12 protein-coding genes and 1 pseudogene are annotated in these 18,850 nt (G+C 67.7%); 9 read left to right on the forward strand and 4 right to left on the reverse strand.

Annotated features, from left to right (window positions below; translation table 11 throughout):
• Positions 1–128 precede the first annotated feature (128 nt).
• The 7 genes and pseudogenes from HUT10_RS10710 to HUT10_RS49945 all read left to right on the forward strand — a co-directional run bounded on the left by HUT10_RS10710 (position 129) and on the right by HUT10_RS49945 (position 5,249).
• Positions 129–1,115 (forward strand): DUF4192 family protein, encoded by a 987-nt coding sequence (locus HUT10_RS10710; RefSeq protein ID WP_176171045.1) that lies wholly within the window; start codon positions 129–131, stop codon positions 1,113–1,115.
• A 94-nt stretch (positions 1,116–1,209) separates the two neighbouring features.
• On the forward strand, positions 1,210–2,049 hold the full coding sequence (locus HUT10_RS10715; protein ID WP_176171046.1) for a phosphoadenosine phosphosulfate reductase family protein: 840 nt from the start codon (positions 1,210–1,212) through the stop codon (positions 2,047–2,049).
• A gap of 267 nt (positions 2,050–2,316) precedes the next feature.
• On the forward strand, positions 2,317–3,321 hold the full coding sequence (locus tag HUT10_RS10720; protein ID WP_176171047.1) for a DUF932 domain-containing protein: 1,005 nt from the start codon (positions 2,317–2,319) through the stop codon (positions 3,319–3,321).
• A 454-nt stretch (positions 3,322–3,775) separates the two neighbouring features.
• A complete protein-coding gene (locus HUT10_RS10725; protein WP_176171048.1) occupies positions 3,776–4,120 on the forward strand; it encodes a response regulator transcription factor in 345 nt (114 codons plus the stop codon).
• Positions 4,117–4,551, forward strand: coding sequence for a hypothetical protein (locus HUT10_RS10730; protein WP_176171049.1), 435 nt, complete (start codon positions 4,117–4,119; stop codon positions 4,549–4,551). Before HUT10_RS10725 ends, HUT10_RS10730 begins: the two co-directional genes overlap by 4 nt.
• Before the next feature lie 337 nt (positions 4,552–4,888).
• Positions 4,889–4,972, forward strand: a pseudogene (locus HUT10_RS52180) (TetR/AcrR family transcriptional regulator); the annotation flags it as partial.
• 85 nt (positions 4,973–5,057) lie between these two features.
• Positions 5,058–5,249: a hypothetical protein gene (locus tag HUT10_RS49945; protein ID WP_217709583.1), complete on the forward strand. Its 192-nt coding sequence runs from the start codon at positions 5,058–5,060 to the stop codon at positions 5,247–5,249.
• Between the two features lie 167 nt (positions 5,250–5,416).
• Here HUT10_RS49945 and HUT10_RS10740 read toward each other — a convergent pair whose 3' ends face one another.
• Positions 5,417–5,650, reverse strand: coding sequence for a hypothetical protein (locus HUT10_RS10740; protein ID WP_217709756.1), 234 nt, complete (start codon positions 5,648–5,650; stop codon positions 5,417–5,419).
• An 898-nt stretch (positions 5,651–6,548) separates the two neighbouring features.
• Between HUT10_RS10740 and HUT10_RS10745 the strand changes: the two genes are divergently transcribed.
• The gene (locus tag HUT10_RS10745) at positions 6,549–7,007 is read left to right on the forward strand and encodes a hypothetical protein (protein WP_176171050.1); all 459 of its coding nucleotides are present in this window, start codon (positions 6,549–6,551) and stop codon (positions 7,005–7,007) included.
• 62 nt (positions 7,008–7,069) lie between these two features.
• Positions 7,070–7,423 (forward strand): hypothetical protein, encoded by a 354-nt coding sequence (locus HUT10_RS10750; protein ID WP_176171051.1) that lies wholly within the window; start codon positions 7,070–7,072, stop codon positions 7,421–7,423.
• A gap of 860 nt (positions 7,424–8,283) precedes the next feature.
• Here the strand turns inward: HUT10_RS10750 and HUT10_RS10755 are convergent.
• From HUT10_RS10755 to HUT10_RS10765, 3 genes are read right to left on the reverse strand one after another with little or no spacing between them, the layout of a single operon-like run.
• On the reverse strand, positions 8,284–8,715 hold the full coding sequence (locus HUT10_RS10755; RefSeq protein ID WP_176171052.1) for a hypothetical protein: 432 nt from the start codon (positions 8,713–8,715) through the stop codon (positions 8,284–8,286).
• A 14-nt stretch (positions 8,716–8,729) separates the two neighbouring features.
• Positions 8,730–9,413, reverse strand: coding sequence for a hypothetical protein (locus tag HUT10_RS10760; RefSeq protein WP_176171053.1), 684 nt, complete (start codon positions 9,411–9,413; stop codon positions 8,730–8,732).
• Between the two features lie 58 nt (positions 9,414–9,471).
• A complete protein-coding gene (locus tag HUT10_RS10765; protein ID WP_176171054.1) occupies positions 9,472–18,843 on the reverse strand; it encodes a LamG-like jellyroll fold domain-containing protein in 9,372 nt (3,123 codons plus the stop codon).
• Positions 18,844–18,850 lie beyond the last annotated feature (7 nt).

The raw sequence follows: 18,850 nt of genomic DNA on the forward strand, positions 1-18,850 counted from the left end.
TGACGCCAGGGAGTATCACGGGCCGCCGCCGGGACGCGCGCTCAGGCGGTGGCGGCTCACACCTGCGTGGGCCGCCACCGCCTCCCCGGCCTGCTCGCCGGAGAGGCCGATCTCCAGGAGCGCCGACCGTGACCACGTACCTGACCCCCGGTGAACTGATCGGATCCCTGCCGGACACCTGCGTCGACACCCTGCACGTCATCGCCCTGCCACCCCACACCCACACCCGCCTCACCAGTCGAGGGCGCCTCACCACACCGACCGGCGCGGCGTTCACCGTCACCCAGGTGCGCGGCATGACCACCCGCGAGATCGCCGGGCACGTGCAGGCCGTAATCCCGGCCGAAGGCGACACCGACCTGGTCGTCATCGTGATCACCGAGGAGCACGCCAGGGGCTGGCTTCCGCTGCGCGCCGCGATCGCCGCACTCGAGGCCGACCTGCGCCCCGCCGGGCACACCATCCTCGGCCGCTACTGGGCCCCGCACACCCGCCCCGGCGCCCCGTGGCGCGACTACCGCCGCCCCACCCACCTCGGCACCGTCATCGCCCCGCGCGCCGACCTCGACTACGCCGCGCCCCTCCACATCCGCGGAGACGCCCCGACCCCGACCTGGGGCCTGCCCTTCGCCCAACCCGGCGAAACCCTGCCCGCCCGCGTCAACCGCTTCACCCGCCGGGTCGTGCCGCTGATGGTGCGCCGCGGTGCTGAAGCCAACCGGCTCGTTGCCCACGCCACCACCCAGGCAGGCCGCGGCGAATTCGTCGACAACATCGCAGCGTTCGCCCTCACCACCGCGCTGGCCGACAACACCGCCTACGGGCCCCTATTCCAGCCGCCGGCCGATCGGGACCCGCAGCGGGTCGAGCAGCTGTGGATGGCCCTCCACCGCGGCAGCACCGATCCCGGCGCTCATGCCCGGCTGGCCACACTGATCGCCGCCAGTGCCCTCCGCCGCGGCGACCGCCACCTCACCGCCCGGGCCCTGGTCCACGCCCACGGCGCACCAGGCGCAGCCACCATCGGACTGCTGTTCCAGCAACACGCCAGCGCCGACGTCGTCGAACACGGGCTGGACCTGGTCGCCAGCCAGGTCACCGCGACCCGCTGGTAGCCCACGTCCCGTCACCCAGATCCGCCGTGGCCTCCCGGGGCGTCCTCACCCGCGTCGGGACGCCACGGCCCCTCACCTCTTGGGAAGGCACCTCGTGCATCACGTGATCCAATGGTCTGGTGGCATCGGTTCCTGGGCCGCCACCGAACTCATCCGCCGCGCCCACTCAGACGACCCCATCACTCTCCTGTTCGCCGACGTCCGGATCGAGGACCGCGACCTCTACCGCTTCAACGCCGACGCCTCCGCACGGCTCGGCATCCCGATCACCCGGGTCTGCGACGGGCGGACACCGTTCGAGCTGTTCACCCAGCGCCGCTACCTCGGCAACGCCCGGATCGCCCCCTGCTCCCAGCTGCTCAAACAGCGCCCCTGCCGGCGCTGGCTGACCGAGCACACCGACCCGGCCAAAACGATCCTCTACGTCGGACTCGAGCCCGGCGAACAGCGCCGGGCGCCGGGGATCACCGCCGGGTGGCGGCCCTGGCGAGTCGAGTACCCGCTGATGCAGTATCCCGGCCTCACCAAGGACGACCTGCTGACCTGGTGCCGCGACGCCGGGCTGCAGCCGCCGCGGCTGTACCGCCTCGGATTCAGCCACAACAACTGCGGAGGTCTGTGCGTCCGCGGCGGCCAAGCCCACTGGCGTCGAACCCGCGACGTCTTCCCCGACCGGTTCGCCTGGTACGCCGAGCTCGAACAACAGTTCCGCGACGCCCACGGCGACGTGGCGATCCTCAAACGCCGCCGCCACGGCCAAACTCAGCCGCTGCCGTTGCGTGAGCTGCAGACCAGTCCGGTGCCCGCCGCGGCCCTGACCGCGCTGGACGTTGAGCGCGTCCTGGGCGTGCTCGGTCTCGGCGAACGTCCGGAGGACCGTCGACGCCGTCTCCGGGTGGGATCGCCCGCAACGCCGGGGCGCCGACCCGCGTGACGTCCCGACATTGGCCAGCACCCGTCCCGGAATTGGCAGAGGCCGACAGCGCTGTCGGTGTGCCGGGCGTTCGGCCCTTGCTATGCGACCGGGCCGAGGGAACCAGGCCCGCGCCGGCGGTGCACGGCCGCCGCTTCACACCGCGGGCTCGTTCTGCAGCTCCGGGCCTGTGCACCGCCGGCGCTTGCCCTGGTGAGCCGTGGCCGTCCACCCGCGAGCCCGCCGCCCCGGCAACGGGCCAGCGCCACAGTGAAAGGGCGATTCCTCGTGTCGAAGGAAACCAGCAAGTGGCTCAACACCAACGTCCTCATCGGATTCACCGACAAACGCGGCCACGCCTGGCACTACCGCGCCGAAGACCAAGGCACCGAAACGAACCACTATCCCGGGCCGATCCCCATCGCCGACGTCAAACGGCGCCTGTTCGACTGGACCGCCGAGCCGGCCCGGGTCCTCGTCGAAGACCGGTTCGGGCTCCGCCTCGCCGAGCATCACCTGGGCGTCACCGCCTCCGACACCGGCGACATCCTCGCCATCCACACCGACGAATACGAGATCCACCAGTACAGCACCTGGCTGCTGGACAACGTCGCCGCCCTGCTCGACGACGGCCTCACCATCGGCTCCGCCGGCCTGCTACGCGGACGCAGGCAGGCGTGGGTCAGCGTCGAAATTCCGGACAACATCATCACCCCCGAAGGCGTGGAGTTCCGGCCCAACCTGCTCGCCTGCTCCAGCCACGACGCCAGCCTCAAAACCCGCTACAAGCGCGTCGTCACCAACGTCGTCTGCGACAACACCATGGCCGCCGGGCTGCGCGAAGACGGCCAGGAACACGCCATCATCCACAAACGCAACAGCACCCTGCAGCTCCTCACCGCCCGCGAGGCACTGCAGATCGTGCACACCATCAGCGACGACTTCGCCGCCGAAGTCAAAAAACTCTGCCAGACCACCGTCACCGACCGAGCCTGGAAAGCGTTCCTCGACGCCCACACCCCGATCCCCGCCGAACCGGGCCGTGCGCGCACCAACGCCGCCAACAAGCGCTCCGCGCTGACCCGGCTGTGGACCAGCGACAGCCGCGTCAGCCCGTGGAAGAACACCGGCTGGGGCGTCGTGCAGGCAGTCAACACCCACCTGCACCACGAAGCCGTCATCCGCGGAGCCGCCCGCGCCGAACGCAACATGACCCGGGTCATGCGCGGAGAGCTGGCCAAGCACGACCGAAGCATCACTGCCACCCTGCGCAAGGTCCTCGCCGCGGTCTGAGCGCTCTCCCGGTCCCCCGCCTTCGCTCGCCGTTGCGCTGCACAAGAGGACGGCTACGACTCCGTCCACGCCGCAGCCGACGCCCTCATCGCACGGACAGCCGATCACGCACCCTCGACCGGCGCCGCGGTTCCCGACCACACGTGGCCTCGCGGGGTGGCGCGCGGCCTGGCTCACGCGACCAGGCCCCGCGACACCGGTCAAGGCCCATCCGCGGGTCACGCCGTGCGCCGCCGAGACCGGGCCTTGACCGTGCCACCGCGGGCCTGGGTGTCCCGAGGTCGTCCACACACAACCCCGTAAGGCCACCTCAATGAACCGGGATCCCCGAGTTCGGCACGCCCTGCCCCCGGGGCACGCCGAACCCCGGTTCGGGTTGGCCGGGTCAGCGCACGCGCCACGCTGACCCGGCCAGCCCCTTTTCGCCGCCCACCTTGTCCTCGGAGGTCCGACCATGCCGCGCACAACCGAACTGACGCCCACCGAACGGGGAGTCCTCCTCGACCTCGCGCGGGGTCTGAGCAACATCCAGATCGGACTGAAGCAGTTCCGGTCACCCGAAACCATCCGCACCCACGTGAAGAACATCCTCGCGAAATTGAAAGCCCGCAACCGCGCGCATGCCGTCGCCATCGCCTACGAGACCGGCGCCCTCCGTTGCCCGGTACCCCATCTGCCGCTGACGCAGGCGATACCACGCCGGTCCTGCGCGGCACATCGACACGCCAGCGCCGCGCCAGGGCGATCAGCCGGTCTGAAAGGGGCGCGCAGCCGTCGGAAGGACTCCGATGCCCGATGACAGTCGCCCATCGCCGCACGAACTACCTCGACGACCCCGATTTACTGCTCTTCATCGACGACGCGGATGCCGCCTCCCAGGCCGTGATCGGCGAACTGTGCGCGCGGGATCCGGCCGACGCCGACGCGGTCGTGCAAGGGCCGATCGCCGTCCGCCGGAATCCGCAGCTCGAGCAGAGCCAGATCGCCGCGACCGTCATCGCCAGCCGGCACCCAAGCGCCCTGCGCCACCCGGGCGCCAAATCGGCCGATTTCCGGCGAACCGGCGAAATCAACCACAACCGAGGCCTCGGCCGACTCGACCACATGCGCTCAGGTCAGGACGTGCTGAGCGCCCAGCAAGAGCCCACCGCCCCGCAAGCGCCCGCTGGCATCGTGGACGCGTGCGCGCCACGGCATCCACCCGAGATCCGCCTCCTCCACGAACACTGACCCTGCCGGTGGCAATCCCACGACGGGCGCGGTTCACCCAGGCGCCACGCATGACTCACATCCGAACTGTCCCCAGCTCGTCCTTCTGAGACCCTGCACGACCGGCAGCAGCACCCTCGCTTCGCTCCAAGGCGTACCGCGGCCCACGAACCTGCCGACCAACCTCGCATACCAGACGGGACCTTCCCTGTCCGAATGCCGCCGCCCCGCCGCACTGGCCGACCAGCTCGACCACGCCCGTCACCTCGACGAGCTCAGGCAGGCGACCACCGCGCGCGGCACGCAGCTCTTCGACACCCTCGCCAGCTCGCTCGCCTACCAACGCACGCTGTGCGACCTGCTCTCCGCCCAGGCCGGAGTGCTGGAGCACGACGTCTCTCCCGAGGTCGCCATCCGGTACAAACACCCGGCCCTCGACGACGTGATCACGCTCGCCGGGCTGATCCGTGACCCGCTGCCAGAACTCGGCGACGACGCCAACCAACTTGCCGCCCAAAGTCACCCTCGTGGTCGGCGCCATCTGGGCGCACTCCGTTCCGTCGCCGAGCATGCTCGCCGCCTACGAGCTCGTCCCGTCACTGGCCGAGCATCGACTCGACTTCCCCACCATGCTGACCACCCTGATCATCGGTAACTTCGGCTGTCCGCGGCCGGACGCCTCTCCCCCGTCGACGTCCGGCCAAAGCCCCGCCGGGTAGAGCCGGTCACCGCGATGAAGTGGTTACCGGAGCGGCTGGAGCGTCCCGGCATCACCGTCGCCCCGTTCGTGCTCACTGACAACCCGGACGATGCACCCTCCGCGGTTACTCCCGACTGAAGGCCACCTGCGGCGAGGCGGCCTCCCCACGCCTCGCCCGATGATCGACTAGTGGGGCGACTGGTCGCCGTTCACCTGGATCGGGAAGCTGCCGCGTCGCCAGTACCAATGGCGGCTGGCCTTCAGGTGGTCGACGATCGCGCACTGACGCAGGGTGCGACGCGGGAGCCGGTCCAGCGGTGTGTTCAGGGTGCGGAAGACGAACCGCAGCACTTCGACGTCGGCGTCCATGCCTTCCGGCGGCTCACAGGGTGCCAGCTCGAACCTTTGCTGAAACCGGATGTGTTGGCGTGCTCGGCAAGGTACTCCTGCAGTTGCAGGCCGATGGCGGTGTCGTCGCGCTGGTGCTGCAGCCGCCGACCCTCAAGATCGGTCAGGCTGAGCACCCGGTTGGGATCTGTCATCCACCCAGACTGACCGCAACCCCATCACCAACCACGAGCGCTGACCGGTGTGTCACTCAACCGGCCAACGGTTATGGACAGAGCCCTAGCCGGCGGCCTTCCATGCGCCCGAGGCCGCCCGAGGCCGAGCCCATGCCCAACGCCAGCCAGCAGTGTGACTTGGAGCAGCGGAGCCAAGCAGACCAAGACTCGTGCGCGAGTCGTAGACCAGATGGCGCAGCCAAGGCGGCAGTGTTGGACCTTATGGGGAGCTTTCGTTGACCTCGCCTAGCGTGGATCGATAACGTCAAAGCCCTGCCTGTTGGCAGATACTACCCAACGGTTTGAGTAAAGGTTTTCGCACCTTTCGCCACCCTGGCTCAAGGGTGGAGGTTCCAACCAAAGAGGGGAAAGTATTCGTGCGAAGAAGGAATAGCTATCTAAGATTGTTCACCACTTTAGCCACCTCTACACTCGCGCTCATTTCTCTGACCACAGGCACAACTTTAGCCTCCACCGAGACCATTAACACAGTGGAGCACTCACCGAACCTTCAAGCCGCAATCGCGGCGTCTCATCACATACTTGACAACAAAACTTGCTCATTGCCGGCTTCTAAGCGAAGTGGCACATGGCTATGTCCGGCCAGCGAGAAGAAGATCCCGAGTCGGATTTCTCGACTCACTCAAGCGCCATTCGATCCGCCTCCCCACAGGGATGCCTATTGCTATCCGGGCAACTCACTCTACGGCTCAGCATGCTGGTACGTCCTCAACGATTTCGAAGCATACTTCGAAATGTGGACCGATTTCGGCACCGGGCCCGACGACATATATGGACAGATCTACTACGCGGCCGAGTATACCCTCTCAGGTAGCCTGGCGAGAGTGAAGCCGGTTTCGTACGAAGCCACCTTCGACACCGATGGCGTAACATTCGAAGGAAACGCCATCGACGCCTGCGGAGGCCAGACCGGGACCCAGATCCCAAACGCGTACGGCGTCAGCCACGTAGGCTTCGTCGCAGCACGAACTGCAACTTTCTGGAACCCCAATGGCTATGCCAACTACGACGGCGACCACGATTGCAAGTCGGTTGTGATTCAATGGAGCTTTGTCGTTCCAGAGTGGGGGGACACAACCTACTACATCTACGCTAAGAGCCCGGTAATGTGGAGCCTGGACAACGATCCTTTGTACCGATTCCACAACACCCACCCGAACGATCTTCCAGCCGACCCGTTCGGCGGCCGCTGAATCCGATCGTCCAGCGCAAGTCGACTTGCCCGCGACAAGACCGTGATCGCTATACTCGGCGCGTGAGCGACGAGCGAGCCCCCGGTCAGCTGCACTTGACGGGCACCTCCGACGACGTCATGGCGCCAGTCCGGCGGCAGTTGCCGCCGGACTGGCGTGAACGTCAGCAAGAGGCCCTGCAGGAGCTCAAGCCTACCGTCGGCACGGGTTCAGTGACCGTGTTGTTGCCCGGACATCGACGGCCTTGGTCGGCTGTCTGGGGTAAAACACCCCACGTCGAACCGGGCGAGTACTTTGACGCTGAGACGTTCCGCGAAGTCGTTCGATGGGCGTTCGATCGGACGAATGAGGTCTACCTCCGCGAACGATCAGGTGAACTCACTCGCCTCGCACCTCCCGGCGTTCAGAACACGTAAGTTTGCGGCGCTGCATGATGCTCATTGCGAGCAGGCAGGCCGCGTGCTTCCCAGAGCGCGTCCAATTGCGTCGATACGAACTGGCGTTCCGAGATCGGGCGCGTTGATCATCGCCCCGCTCTAGGGAAGTGAGGCTAACGTGGGTGATGTGACCTGAGTCGGCGCGTACCCGCGCGCCGCGCGCTGTAGGTTCGCGACCCGCCGGCCCCGGTCGTGGCCGAAATGGCCTGCTGGCTGCCCGACGATAAGCCCACCAGGCGACCCGGCCGAGCTGTGGTTGCGCTCCCCTCGGGCTGGACAGTCATCCAGCCCGAGAGCTTCTGTGCACCTAAAAGTAGACCGTGCGGGCGGACTGGTTCGGGATCGTCAGCGTCAAGATGCGCTCGTTGTGCGGGTGAGCTTTGCCTTAGCTGCCCTACCAGCGCCGCACCAGTTCGGTGCGGCGTACGGTTTCGTCGGTGGTCTCCGCTAGCCTGGCGTCTGGCCGTCGCTGCCCGCTGCTGCGCCCTGGCCGATATGCAGTATCCACATAGCGTTCACGCTCGCCGAGATCGCCGCCCTCGCCGTTGCCCCCCGGCCTGAGGTGCACCGATTTCGCCGGCTTGGCTGTGGGCGACTACAGCCGCCGCCACGGGCCGGCCCCGGCCGAACGCTCATGGAGCTCACGTCTGGCCCGGACCTCGACCAGCCCGCGGGCTGACTTCGAGCCGAACGGGGAGCGCGCGAGCTCACGACGACAACACTCGCCTGGCGAGTCGGCACCTCCGCCGCGTCTACCGCCAGCTCGAGGCAGGCGATATTCCCGCCACCCACTCGCACGCCGCCCAGGTGGCCGCAGCACGGCTGACCGCAGCAGAGAATCAGGGAACGACTCGACAGTACAGTTTATGACCATCCGAGACCGCGTGACGAGCCAACGCTGCCAGCCCGGCCGTGAACTCCGTCAGCGCCGTCCGATCGCCGACAATGCTCAAGGCACCTCCCGCACCGGCAGCATTCGACACCGCTTGGAGGAGGACGTCCGGCTCCACTGAAGCGAGCGCCGTCGTCAGCGGGTCAGTCAATGGCAGAACGACGCAATCGCCCTCGTCGAACTCTACGACCACCGAGCCGTGCCGCGGGTCGGATCGGATCTCGTCGAGGGACCGTCCCGTGAGAACTGCTTGCAGTCGTGCGAGTTCGTCCGTCGGATCGGCACCCTTGACCACCAAGCCGTCGAGTTCGCCGTCGACGCGGGCGGCGGCCATTTCCGCCTCTCGATCTCCTTTTGCCGCGAAGTAGCTGTAAAGCATGGTGATCCTTGTCTTCAGGCTTCCGCGATGCCAAGGTCGACCAGTTGCCGGTGGAACGCCAGGCTTTCCTTGAAGTCCGCTTCGTCGCGGCCGACGACGAGGACGGTGGAGTCGAACGGGCTTCGGGCCACGCGTTTCAGCCAGCGCTGGACGGACCGCGGGAGCTTCGAGAGATCCGCGCCGGCCAGCCGTTCCTTGTGGACCAAGAACTGCGTTTCCGGATCGCGCCGGACAAGGGCTCCCGGCAAGGAGAACATCGACGCGGATTCGAACACCGCCTCACTGATGTCTAGCGCGTACTCGCCTTTCGCGTAGAACTGCCGCTCGGCTTCGGCGAACGCCTCCCGGCGGTCGTCGGGAACCGACTTCGGCATTTCACCGAAGATCCACGAACCTAGCCGTCCGCGCAGGACGACGTGGCGGAACAGGCACCCGTCCAGGTAGACCGGGTCGGCCGGGGTGGGGCAGTCGGTGACCGTGATGTCTTCGAACCGCACGCCGACCGCCGCGCTGTTGACCAGCTGCGTTCCCGTGATCGCCGAGTCGATCACGCGGATCGGGTACGCCGGGTCGTCGACCTGCACGATCGCACAGTCGAACAACTCACCGCCCCGAACCGAGATACCGGCGAGGGTCCTCGGCCGCTCGTCGAGCCTGAGGTGGCGAAACTCCTGGTCTTCGTAGGTTGCGTGGGTCATGTCGCGTACTCACAAGGTCGGGTCGGTTGCGAACGGTCGGAGCATACTCGGCAGGCCGTCATGCTTCGCCGAAGAGTTCGATCATCTCCGGAATGGTCAGCCTCCGGTAAGTCAGGAGATTCTCTGTCGAGTCGATGTAGTCGCGACGTAGGTGTATTCGTTCCGAATATTCGGTGTCGGTGGTGATGTCGATGTTGAACTTCCCCACCTGGAAATCCGGTTCCGCCTGGAACGGGCGACCGAGCCTAGTGATGTTTTTATCGTTTCTGACCGACGGGTCCCTGGCGACGGCCCTTTCCATGTACTTGCCGAAGAACTGCTTAACACGCCAGAATTTCTTCTCGTCGAACGCTCGCTCCATCCGATCGAACTCGGGCCTGGTCAGGGTGCGCTCGATGTCGTCGATCGTTCCGTCCCTGGCGCGGTCGGCGGCGTCCCTCAGAGTCTGGATGCTCGCCTGGTCGTCGTCGCTCAGTCCGCTGATCCGGCTCCCGTCCGCCGCCGGCTCCGAGGACGCCCCGCCCGGTTGGGTGGCGCCGTCGAACGGTGGCTGGCTGTCCGCCGCGGGATTGACCTCGGCTTCGGTTGCCGTGTTCGCCGGCTCGACGGCAGGGCCGCTGTCATCGTTCTTCGTGCCCGGCTGGCTCGGCGAAGTGTTCTGCCCGCTCGGCCGTTCGTTGATCGGCTTTTGGTTGATGCCGTCTTCAGCAGTCGGCTTGCGCGGCCCGTCGGGCACGTCGCATTCCCCGGCGGATTCGGGCAGGAGTCCGCCTTCGAAGAATTCTTCGAAAAGTTCTTCGTAGAAGTAGCGTCCGTTGGCTCCGACCCGGCGGCCGTTCTCGTAGATCTCGCCGTCTTCGGTCACGTAGGGGCCGTTGAACCAGTGCCTGGTCGGCGCCGGTGCTACGTCGTAGCTATCCGACCAGGAGAGGGAACCGCCCAGGGAGAGGGCCGCCTCGATGTCGGCCTCGCTGAGGTAGCTGACTGACGCGCCGGCGGGGCGTGGCTTGCCTCGGGGTTTGCCGCGGGAACCACCTCGGCTCGAGCCGCTACCACGGGATTTGCCGCCGCAGGAGCTGTTGCCTGTGGGGTCGAGGTTGTCGAGCGGGTCGTCGTCGCCGTAGGCGTAGCCGTTGCCGGCGGCCGCAGGCCCGCCGATGGTCTGCATGGTGTCCTGGCTGGTGAACCCGCCTGCCGCCGGGTTATACCAGCGCGACGCCGTGGCGACGAAGCCGGTCGTGGGGCTGGTCCAGCCACCCTGGTAGCCGAGATCGTAGCTGTTCCCCGAAACCGCGGCCTGCTGGCCGTACGGATCGAACGCCGTCGAGCCGTCGAGCGAGGTGCCGCCTGCGGTGAAGGTTGCGGTGAGATCGCCGTGGGCGTTGGTGAAGGCGAGTGCCGAGTGCCCGCCTCGGCTGACCGACACCAGGTCGCCGTCGGGACCGCGACCGTAGGTGTCGGCGCCGTCGCCGGTGAGAACGCTGGTGGTGCCGTCGTAGCTGAACGTGCTGGCGCCGCTGGTCAGCATGCGACCGAGGGAGTCGTAGCTGTAGTTGTTCGTGCCGTCGGTCCCGAGCTGACCGAAAGCGTCGAAGGTGTAACCGGTCGTCGTCCCACCCGAGGTCTTCGACGACAGGGTTCCGCGAGCGGTGTAGGTGTATGTCGTGGAACCGGCGCTGACCAGCTGGTTGCGTTCGTTGTACGTCGCCGTTGCCGACCCGGCCTGGGTGCGGTTGCCCGCACCGTCGTAGCCGTAGGTCGTCGTGCTGGCGCCGCTGGTGGCTGAGGTCAGCCGACCGGATTTGTCGTACCCATAGCTGGTGGCGCCGGCGCCCGCGGTGCCGGTGGTGGTGAGGCTGGTGATGTGGCCGTCGAGGTCGTGACCGTAGGTGATCGAAGCCTCGCTGGCACCGCCGGGTGCGGTCAGGGATTGGCCGGTCAGCTGGTGCTGATCGTTGTAGGTGTTGGTCTGGGTGGCGGCCGAGGTGCCGTACCCGATCGAGGTGACTTGCCCGATCGTGTTGTAGCCGTAGGTGGCGGTGGTGCCGGTCAGGGGGTCGGTGGCGGTAGCCAGCTGCCCGGCGGGGTCATAGGTGAAGGCCGCGGTGCCGGCCCGGTCGGTACGGGTGGAGAGCTGTCCGTTGCTGGTGTAGCCGAAGCTGCTGGTGCCGGCGGGCCCCGCGGCCGTCAGCAGGTCGCCGCGGTCGTCGTAGGTGAACGTCTCGTCGCCGCCGGGAGCGCCGACGGAGGTGAGGCGGTCCGCGGCGTCGTAGCCGAAGCTGCGGGCGGGCGTCGGAGCTTGTGCGCCGGTGCCGGTCTCCGCGGTGACGCGGCCCAGCGCGTCATAGGTGACCGACGTGCCGACTCCGCCGGGTAGCGCGACCGCCGTCGGCCGGCTGGCGCCGTCGTACGACAGCGTGGACGTACTGTCGGCGGCGGTGGCGTACCCGGCGACGTGCGGCGCGATCTTCGATTCGAGCAGGCCCAGGCTGTTGTAGGTGAAGGTGGTGGTGTGGCCCGCGCCATCGGTGGACCGGGTCAGGTGCCCGGCCGCGTCGTAGCCGTTGCCGGTGGTGATCGTCGATCCGGCCGAGACCGGGTCGACGCGCTGGGTCAGCCGCCCGCCGGCGTCGTGGCTGTAGGCGGTCGTGGCGCCGGTCGCGTCGGTGCTGGTCGCCAGGTTGTCTGCCGGGTCGTACGTCGCGCTGGTGGTGGCCAGGGTGTTTCCGGCCGCGTCGAGTTCCGCCGACCCGGTGTGTCTGCCGGCCGGGTCGTATGTCTTTGTCGTCGCCGTGCCGTCGGGCAGGGTGGTGCGGGTTGCGCGGCCGAGGTCGTCGTAGTCGTAGGTGGTCTTGTGCTGGAGCGGGTCGGTTTCGGACGTGGTTTCGCCGAGCCGGTTGTACTCGTAAGTCGTCTGCTGCCCGCCGGGCTGGGTGACGACGGTGGGCAGGCCGAGGAATCGCCCGTTGAGGCCGTAGGTGAACTGGGTGGTGTAGGCGGCTGCGGTGGGCTGGCGGACGACGTCGGTCGAGGTCAGCTGCTCGCCGGCAGGGTCGTAGGTGGCTTCATGGCGTGCCCCGGTCGGATCGGTGGCCGAGAGCAGGTCGCCGTCGAGGTCGTAGCCGTAGTGCCAGACCGGGGTGGTACCGCCGGCGGCGGGCAGGCTCTTCCGGGCGAGGCGGCTGAGCTGGTCGTAGGTGTTGGTGGTGACGTTGTTGAGCGGGTCGGTGCTGGTCAGAACGTTGCTGAGGGCGTCGTAGGTACGGCTGGACGTCGGGGTGATGCTGGTGGTGGTACCCGGCGGCGTGTATGCCGGAGAGGAGACGGCCAGGAGCTCCCCGTCGGCGTCGTAGGTGTCGGTGGTGATGTTCCCGTCGGGATCGGACGTCGAGGTCGGCTCGTCGAAGGTGTCGTAGCCGGTCTGGCTGATCGGCCGGGCCTGGACCGGCGCGCCGCCACCGGTTTCCACGCTCGTTGTCGGTGCGGTCGTCGTGGTGAGCCTGCCGAGGGCGTCGTGGGTGTAGTCGGTGGTATAGCCCGTTCCGCGCGGGTCCGTCGTCGAGGTCAGGACGCCGCGCTGGTCGTAGGTCCACGACGTGACCAGGTCGGTGGTTCCGTTGTGGACGGTCTGAGACGTCTGGTCACCGAGCACGTCGTACGCGTACTCGGTGTCGTAGGTGGTTGCCCCGTCCACTTCGGACTTCTTGGTGATGTTCCCGGCGGCGTCGCGGGTGTAGTCGACGGTGGTCAAACCGTCACAGCTGCAGCTGTCGGTGAGGCGGAGGTACTCCCGGACGCGACCAGCTTCGTCGCGGTAGTAGTAGGTCTGGAGAGTGTTGTCCTTCGAGCCTTGGTCGACCTCGTAGAGGGCACCTGCGAACTCGTAGTTGTAATACCGGAAGAAGGTCGCCGGATTTCCCGGGCCGCTGAGCGTGTCCGTATGGACCGCGCCGGTCGCGGTGTAGGTGTATGTGTGCTGACGTCCCATAGCGTCGGTGTCGATGGCGAGCAGTCCGGCCGGGTCGTAGGCGCGGGAGTCCAGGACGAGGTCGCTGGCGGCCGAAGGAGCGTTTGGGTCGCCGGTCCAGTTCCGCAGGGTCGTGGTCAGGCGCTGGCGGTTGGCGTTGTAGCTGTAGGCGTAGGTGTTGCCGCCCGGGTCGGTGGTGGTGCTGATGTTGCCGTAGGTGTCGTAGCCGTAGGTGCTGTGGCGGTTGAGCGGATCGGTGTGGCTGTCGAGCTGGTTGTGGCTGTTGTAGATGTCTACTGCGGTGCGTGCCGCGTCGCCGCCTGTCGTGTCCGACACCGTCGACGTGAGCATGTTGCCGTCGGGGTCGTAGGTCAGGGCCGTCCGCCGGGTGTGGACCGTGCCGGTGACGGCGTCGGTGGTCGCCGGGTCGACCCGGCTGAGCAGCCGGTTGTTGCCGTCGTAGGCGTAGGAGGTGCTGGTGCCGGTCGGGAAAGTGTCGGAGAACTCGGTCTGCCCGGTGCGGCGCCCGAGGTTGTCGTAGGTGTAGGTCGTCCGGGCTCCGCTGGCGAGGACAACCTGGGTGAGGTCGCCCGCGCTGTTGTAGCTGTAGCTGGTGACGTGGTGTAGCGGGTCAGTCCTGGTGGCGAGGAGTCCGGCCGGCTGGGTGCCGCCGCCGGTCGCCGCTTCGGTCCCGGCGGTGTAGGTGTTCGTCGTCTGCGCGCCAAGCGGATCCGTGACCGTGAGAGGGTCGCCGTGGGCCGAATAGGTGTAGCCGGTCAGGTAGGTGTTGTCGTTCTCGTCGGCCGAGTTGCCGTTGCGAAACGCGGTTGGCAGGTCGTCGCGCGGGTCGGTGCTCGCGTAGGTGCCAGTCGCCGGGTAGGTGTAGTACGCGGTGACGGTGTGCCAGGTGGTGGTGTCACCGGTCGTGTGGGAGAGCACGTTGCCGCGGGCGTCGTGCGTGGTCTGGATATAGGCGCCGTCCGGGTCCGTGGTCCGGTAGCGGAAGCCGTTGACGTCGTAGCTGTAGGTTGTCGTATTCCCGAGGCCGTCCGTCGACGCGATCAGACGACCGCCGCCGGCGGGGTCGTAGACCGACTTGAGCGTCGCCGCCCCCGGGTCGGTGACGGCGACCGTCGTGAACGGCGTCGTGCTCGTCGCCGCCGCGTGCGAGGCGTCGTACATCGCCTTGATAGTCGTGGCGCTCGCCGAGGCCCAGTAGCCGAAGTTGGTGATGTTGGCGATCGAGCCGGTGAAATATCCTTGCGGGTTGGCTGCGGGCGCGGCTGGCCAGGCCCCGCCGAGGTAGCCGGCACCGACGTACGTGGTGTCGTCCCCGTCGCAGCCGCCGTAGTCCTTGCTGCGGGTACCGACCGGCGCGCCGTCGAGGTAGAGCGTCTGGGTCCACGGCTCGTCCGCCCGGTCGAAGATCAACGCGGCGAAGTGCCACTTGCCGTCCGCGACCGCTGTGGTCGAGGCGATCGGCGAGTAGTAACCGTCCCACTCTTCGCCGTAGAGCTTGCCGTCGGTGCCCACGTAGAGCATCGGGTGCGCGTCGGCGGGTGTTCCCGCCGTGCCGGGTGCCTGGGACTGACAGCTGAGCAGGACACCGCCGGCGGTGGAGGTCTTGAACCACAGCCCGAAATCGCCGTCCACAGCCGAGGGGAGCGTGACCCACGAGCTGGTGCCGTTGAAGCCGGCCGCGGTGTCCGCGGCGCCAGCGATCATGCCGGGCTGACCGAGGGTGACGTTGTGGTAGGTAGCGTTGCCCTCGGAACCGATCGGGTCGTACCCGTCGCCGTGGGCGTTGCCGGTGGTCATCAGGTTCGCGGCCTGGGTGCCGGACGACTCGCCGAGCGACCAGTGGTTGCGCGGCAGGACGCTCAGGACGGCGCCGCGGTACTGGGCGCTGGACCCCGATGACGTCGGCGAGCCGACGGCCCAGCTGCCGCCGTTGGCGTCGGTGACCCTGGTGGCGCGGTCGATCACGTTGTCGTACTGGACCTGCGCTGTCACCTTCCCGTTGGGACTGGTGATCGACGTCAGTTCCGCGGCGGCGACGGCTCCGGCGGCGTACTGCTGGGCGATGGCGGGCGCGCCGAGGGCGTGGGTGTAGAACGCGGCCTCGGCGATGTTCCCGGTGAAGTAGCTCCAGCCGGCGGGCGGGCCGTTGATCCACGCGTTGGTGTTGACGTAGCCAGCACCGACGAAGTCTTCGGGATCGTAGTTGCCCAGCTGCCCGGACTTGGTGCCGACGAGGTTGCCGTCCAGGTACAGCGACTGAGTGGTGCCTTGGCCGGTCAAGGTGACCTGGTGCCAGCCGCCGTCGTTGACCTTTCCCGCCGAGACGGTCGGAGCCACCGCTCCGGTCCAGAACTGGCCGTACAGCTTGCCGTCGGTGCCCACGTACAGCACCGGCATCGAGCCGGAACTCGGTTTGGCGCTACCGATCGGGCTATGCCCGGTCGACAGCAGCACTCCGGCGCCGCCGTTGGCGGGCGTCTGGAACCAGAGCTGGACCGACAGGAACGTCGCGGACGTGACCAGGTTGTCGGGCAGCCGGACCGAGGCGTTGCCGCCGAAGGCCGTTGACTTGTCCGGTGACCCCGGGTGCGGCGTGGACGTGCTCGACGACGTCGCCGTGGAAGTGCCGTTGAGGGTGCCGAGGTTCGGCCCGACCTCGTCGACCGCAGTGGTCGCCGTCGACGCCTGGTTCAGCCGCCAGTAGGCGTAGGGCTGCGCGTCGAGGACCGTGGACCGGTAGTGCGAACCGGCCCCGCTGCCGCTGGTGTAGCCGTAGGTCGTGCACTGGGTCGCCGAAGTCGGTGGGCAGACCTTCGTGAGGGTGTCGCCGGTGTAGCTGTAGACCCACGTCAACGGGGCGCCCCCGGTGGTGACCGGGTCGGTGCTGACCTGGCTGACGTGGGCGCCGCTCCAGGTCAGGTGCAGGGAACGGTTGCCTGCGGTGTTGGTGATCGTGCCGAGTGCGCCACCGGTGCCGTAGGTCAGGGTTTCGGTCCGGCCGTCGGCGTCGGTGACGGTGGTGAGCTTCCAGCTCGTGCCGACTTGGCGGCCGAAGGTGTAGGTCGTTCCGCCGCGGTCGGTGAGGGTGAAGCCGCCACCGGAGACGGGGCTGAACGTGGCGTAGGTCCCTTGCGGCGGCGCGAACGTCGTGCCGTCGGCGTTGAGCCCGAAGCGCAAGGTCCGGCCGTCTGGGTAGGTCACCACGACGTTGCCGGAGCCGTCGTTGTCCGGCGTAGCGGCCATGTCGTACGCGGTGGACCAGCCGCTGCCGAACAGGTTCGCGGTCCTCGGATCCAGTGAGTTGTAGGAACGTTTGATGGCCAGGGGCGGTCCGGCGACGGCGACGCTCGCGTCGGTGGCGGCACTGGTGTAGTCGCCGACACCGGCGTCGAAGTCGTGGCCGATTCCGGCGGTAGCTGCGGTGCCGAGGTGGGAGGTGATCAGTGGCTGCGGCACCGCTGTCGAGAAGTACGCGGGCACCGACGGTGCGCTCTCCCCCAGGTGATCGCCCACCTTGACGGTCCAGGAGTAGGACTGGTTCCACGCCAGCTTGTTCGCCGGCACGCTCCAGTTGGGCGTCGGCGCCCAGCCGGATTCGGCCAGTGTCGTCGGCGTCGCGCTTCCCGCGGCCGGCGGTCCGTAGACGACGAAGTCGTAGTCCAGTCCGCTCGCCGGGTAGTTGTCCGGGTCGTGCCCGGTCGCCATCAGCTGGGGCGTCAGCGAGCCGACGACCACATTGGACGGTGGATTGGCTGAGTCGATCTGTGGTGGCGTGTTCGCCGAGTTGATCAGGCTGCACGTCGACGTCGGGACCCCGTAGCTGCTGTTGAACGAGGTGGTTCCGTTCTGCATGTCCCAACACAGGTAGTACTGGCCCGGTGTCACCGCACCGATGGCCGCGTTGACGGTCACCGATCCGTTGGGGCCGACCGACTGTGGCAGCGAGGTCTTGGGCGCGGTCACGGAGACGCGCTGCCAGCTGGTGGTGTAGAGCTGGTAGGACAGGGTGGTGCCCGGCGAGGTCCAGGTTCCGGTGCCGCGGTTGGTGACGGTGACCTGCTGGGAACCAGTGGCGGTTCCGGTGGGCTGGACGTAGCTGTTGGCGACCCGGTAGTCCGCACCGTACGGGCTGTAGGTGATGGACAGGTATGGCGGGTAGGGAGAGTTGACGCTGTCGAAGCGTTTCCAGGCGTAGGTGTCGCTGCCGCTGGCGTATAAGGCGAGGCCGAGGTTCCCGCCGCCGTGCGCCCAGCTTTCGACGAGCTGGGTGCCGGCGGCCGACGGGTTGTCGCCGAGGTCGATCGACTGCCACACCGGGCCACCGCAGCTGGTACCCCCCGCAAAGCTGTTGCTCCCGATCACTCCCCCGTAGGACAGGCCGGGGTACTGGTTGATCGACGACACCGACCAGCCGCTGGTGATCGGCGCGACGTACACCGGGCGGGGCGAGCAGGAGTAGGACCAGATTTCGTCCAGGTCCAGCGTGACGGCCTCGATGTAGTTGTTCCCGAGAGCCGCGCCGACGTTGAAGTTCAGGTAGGAGTTGGCGACGTTGTCCCCGCCGTTGAACGTCCCGATCTTCAGTTCGGCGTCGCTGCTGTAGTTGTTCTTGTACGGGCTCATCACGTACGTCGAGGACGCTGTGTTCAGATTCGACACCGAAGGGTCGACCGAGACCGGAAAGGCGCGGGCAGGGTCTTGCAGCCACGCAGGGTCCAGGTTCACTCGCAGCACCTGCTGCCCGCCGACGGTGTCGAGGGCGTAGGTGACGCCGATAGACATCGCGCCGTCACCCGAACGCGGGTCGACCTTGGCGTCTTCCATGAACCCATTGGTGATCGTGTCGACCACCCGGCCCGTCGTGTCGGAGAACTCGACACTGCGACCGTCGGCACCAAGCGTCGCGGTGACGCCGGTCAAGTGCAGCGGGAAGCTCCAACTAGTCGGCGCGGACGCGTCATGCAGGACGAGAGTTTCCTTGGCACCGGCTGCGGTCGCCTGGTATTTCAGGTCGGCGTGCGGCCGGACCGACGGATAAGTGATCGCACTGCCGGCCGGCTGGCCGGCGACAGCTGCCGCACCCTGGAGCGAGAACCCGATCGATGCCCCGCCGGTCAATGGCACGGAGACCAGCTCCGGCGCGTCAGCCGTCACGGCGAAGGTGACGCCGGACGAGTTCGCTTTCTCGTGCCAAGCACCGTCGCCGCCGTTGACCAGAGTGGCGTCGATGTCGTTCCAGGCACCCGTGGCGGCCCGGTAATGCACCGGGGTGCTGTAGACCCGCGCGGTGAAGCTGCCGTCGTCGTTGGCGAAGACTTTTGTCGTAGGCGTCCGACCGGAGACGACTTCCGACGTCAGCTTGGGCTTCCGGTCCCGCGTGCGCGGGCCTGCGTTCGCCGCTGTGGGCACCGTTCGTTCGGAGTCCGACAGCCGCGGAATCACAGCAGGC

The organism is Amycolatopsis sp. Hca4 (assembly GCF_013364075.1).
Lineage (GTDB): Bacteria > Actinomycetota > Actinomycetes > Mycobacteriales > Pseudonocardiaceae > Amycolatopsis.

What these genes read in the sequence shown, in the direction of transcription:
- HUT10_RS10745 (WP_176171050.1), top strand. Translation starts at nt 6,549, where the DNA reads ATGTGGACCGATTTCGGCACCGGGCCCGACGACATATATGGACAGATC.
- HUT10_RS10755 (WP_176171052.1), bottom strand. Translation starts at nt 8,715, where the DNA reads ATGCTTTACAGCTACTTCGCGGCAAAAGGAGATCGAGAGGCGGAAATG.
- HUT10_RS10725 (WP_176171048.1), top strand. Translation starts at nt 3,776, where the DNA reads ATGCCGCGCACAACCGAACTGACGCCCACCGAACGGGGAGTCCTCCTC.
- HUT10_RS10760 (WP_176171053.1), bottom strand. Translation starts at nt 9,413, where the DNA reads ATGACCCACGCAACCTACGAAGACCAGGAGTTTCGCCACCTCAGGCTC.
- HUT10_RS10730 (WP_176171049.1), top strand. Translation starts at nt 4,117, where the DNA reads ATGACAGTCGCCCATCGCCGCACGAACTACCTCGACGACCCCGATTTA.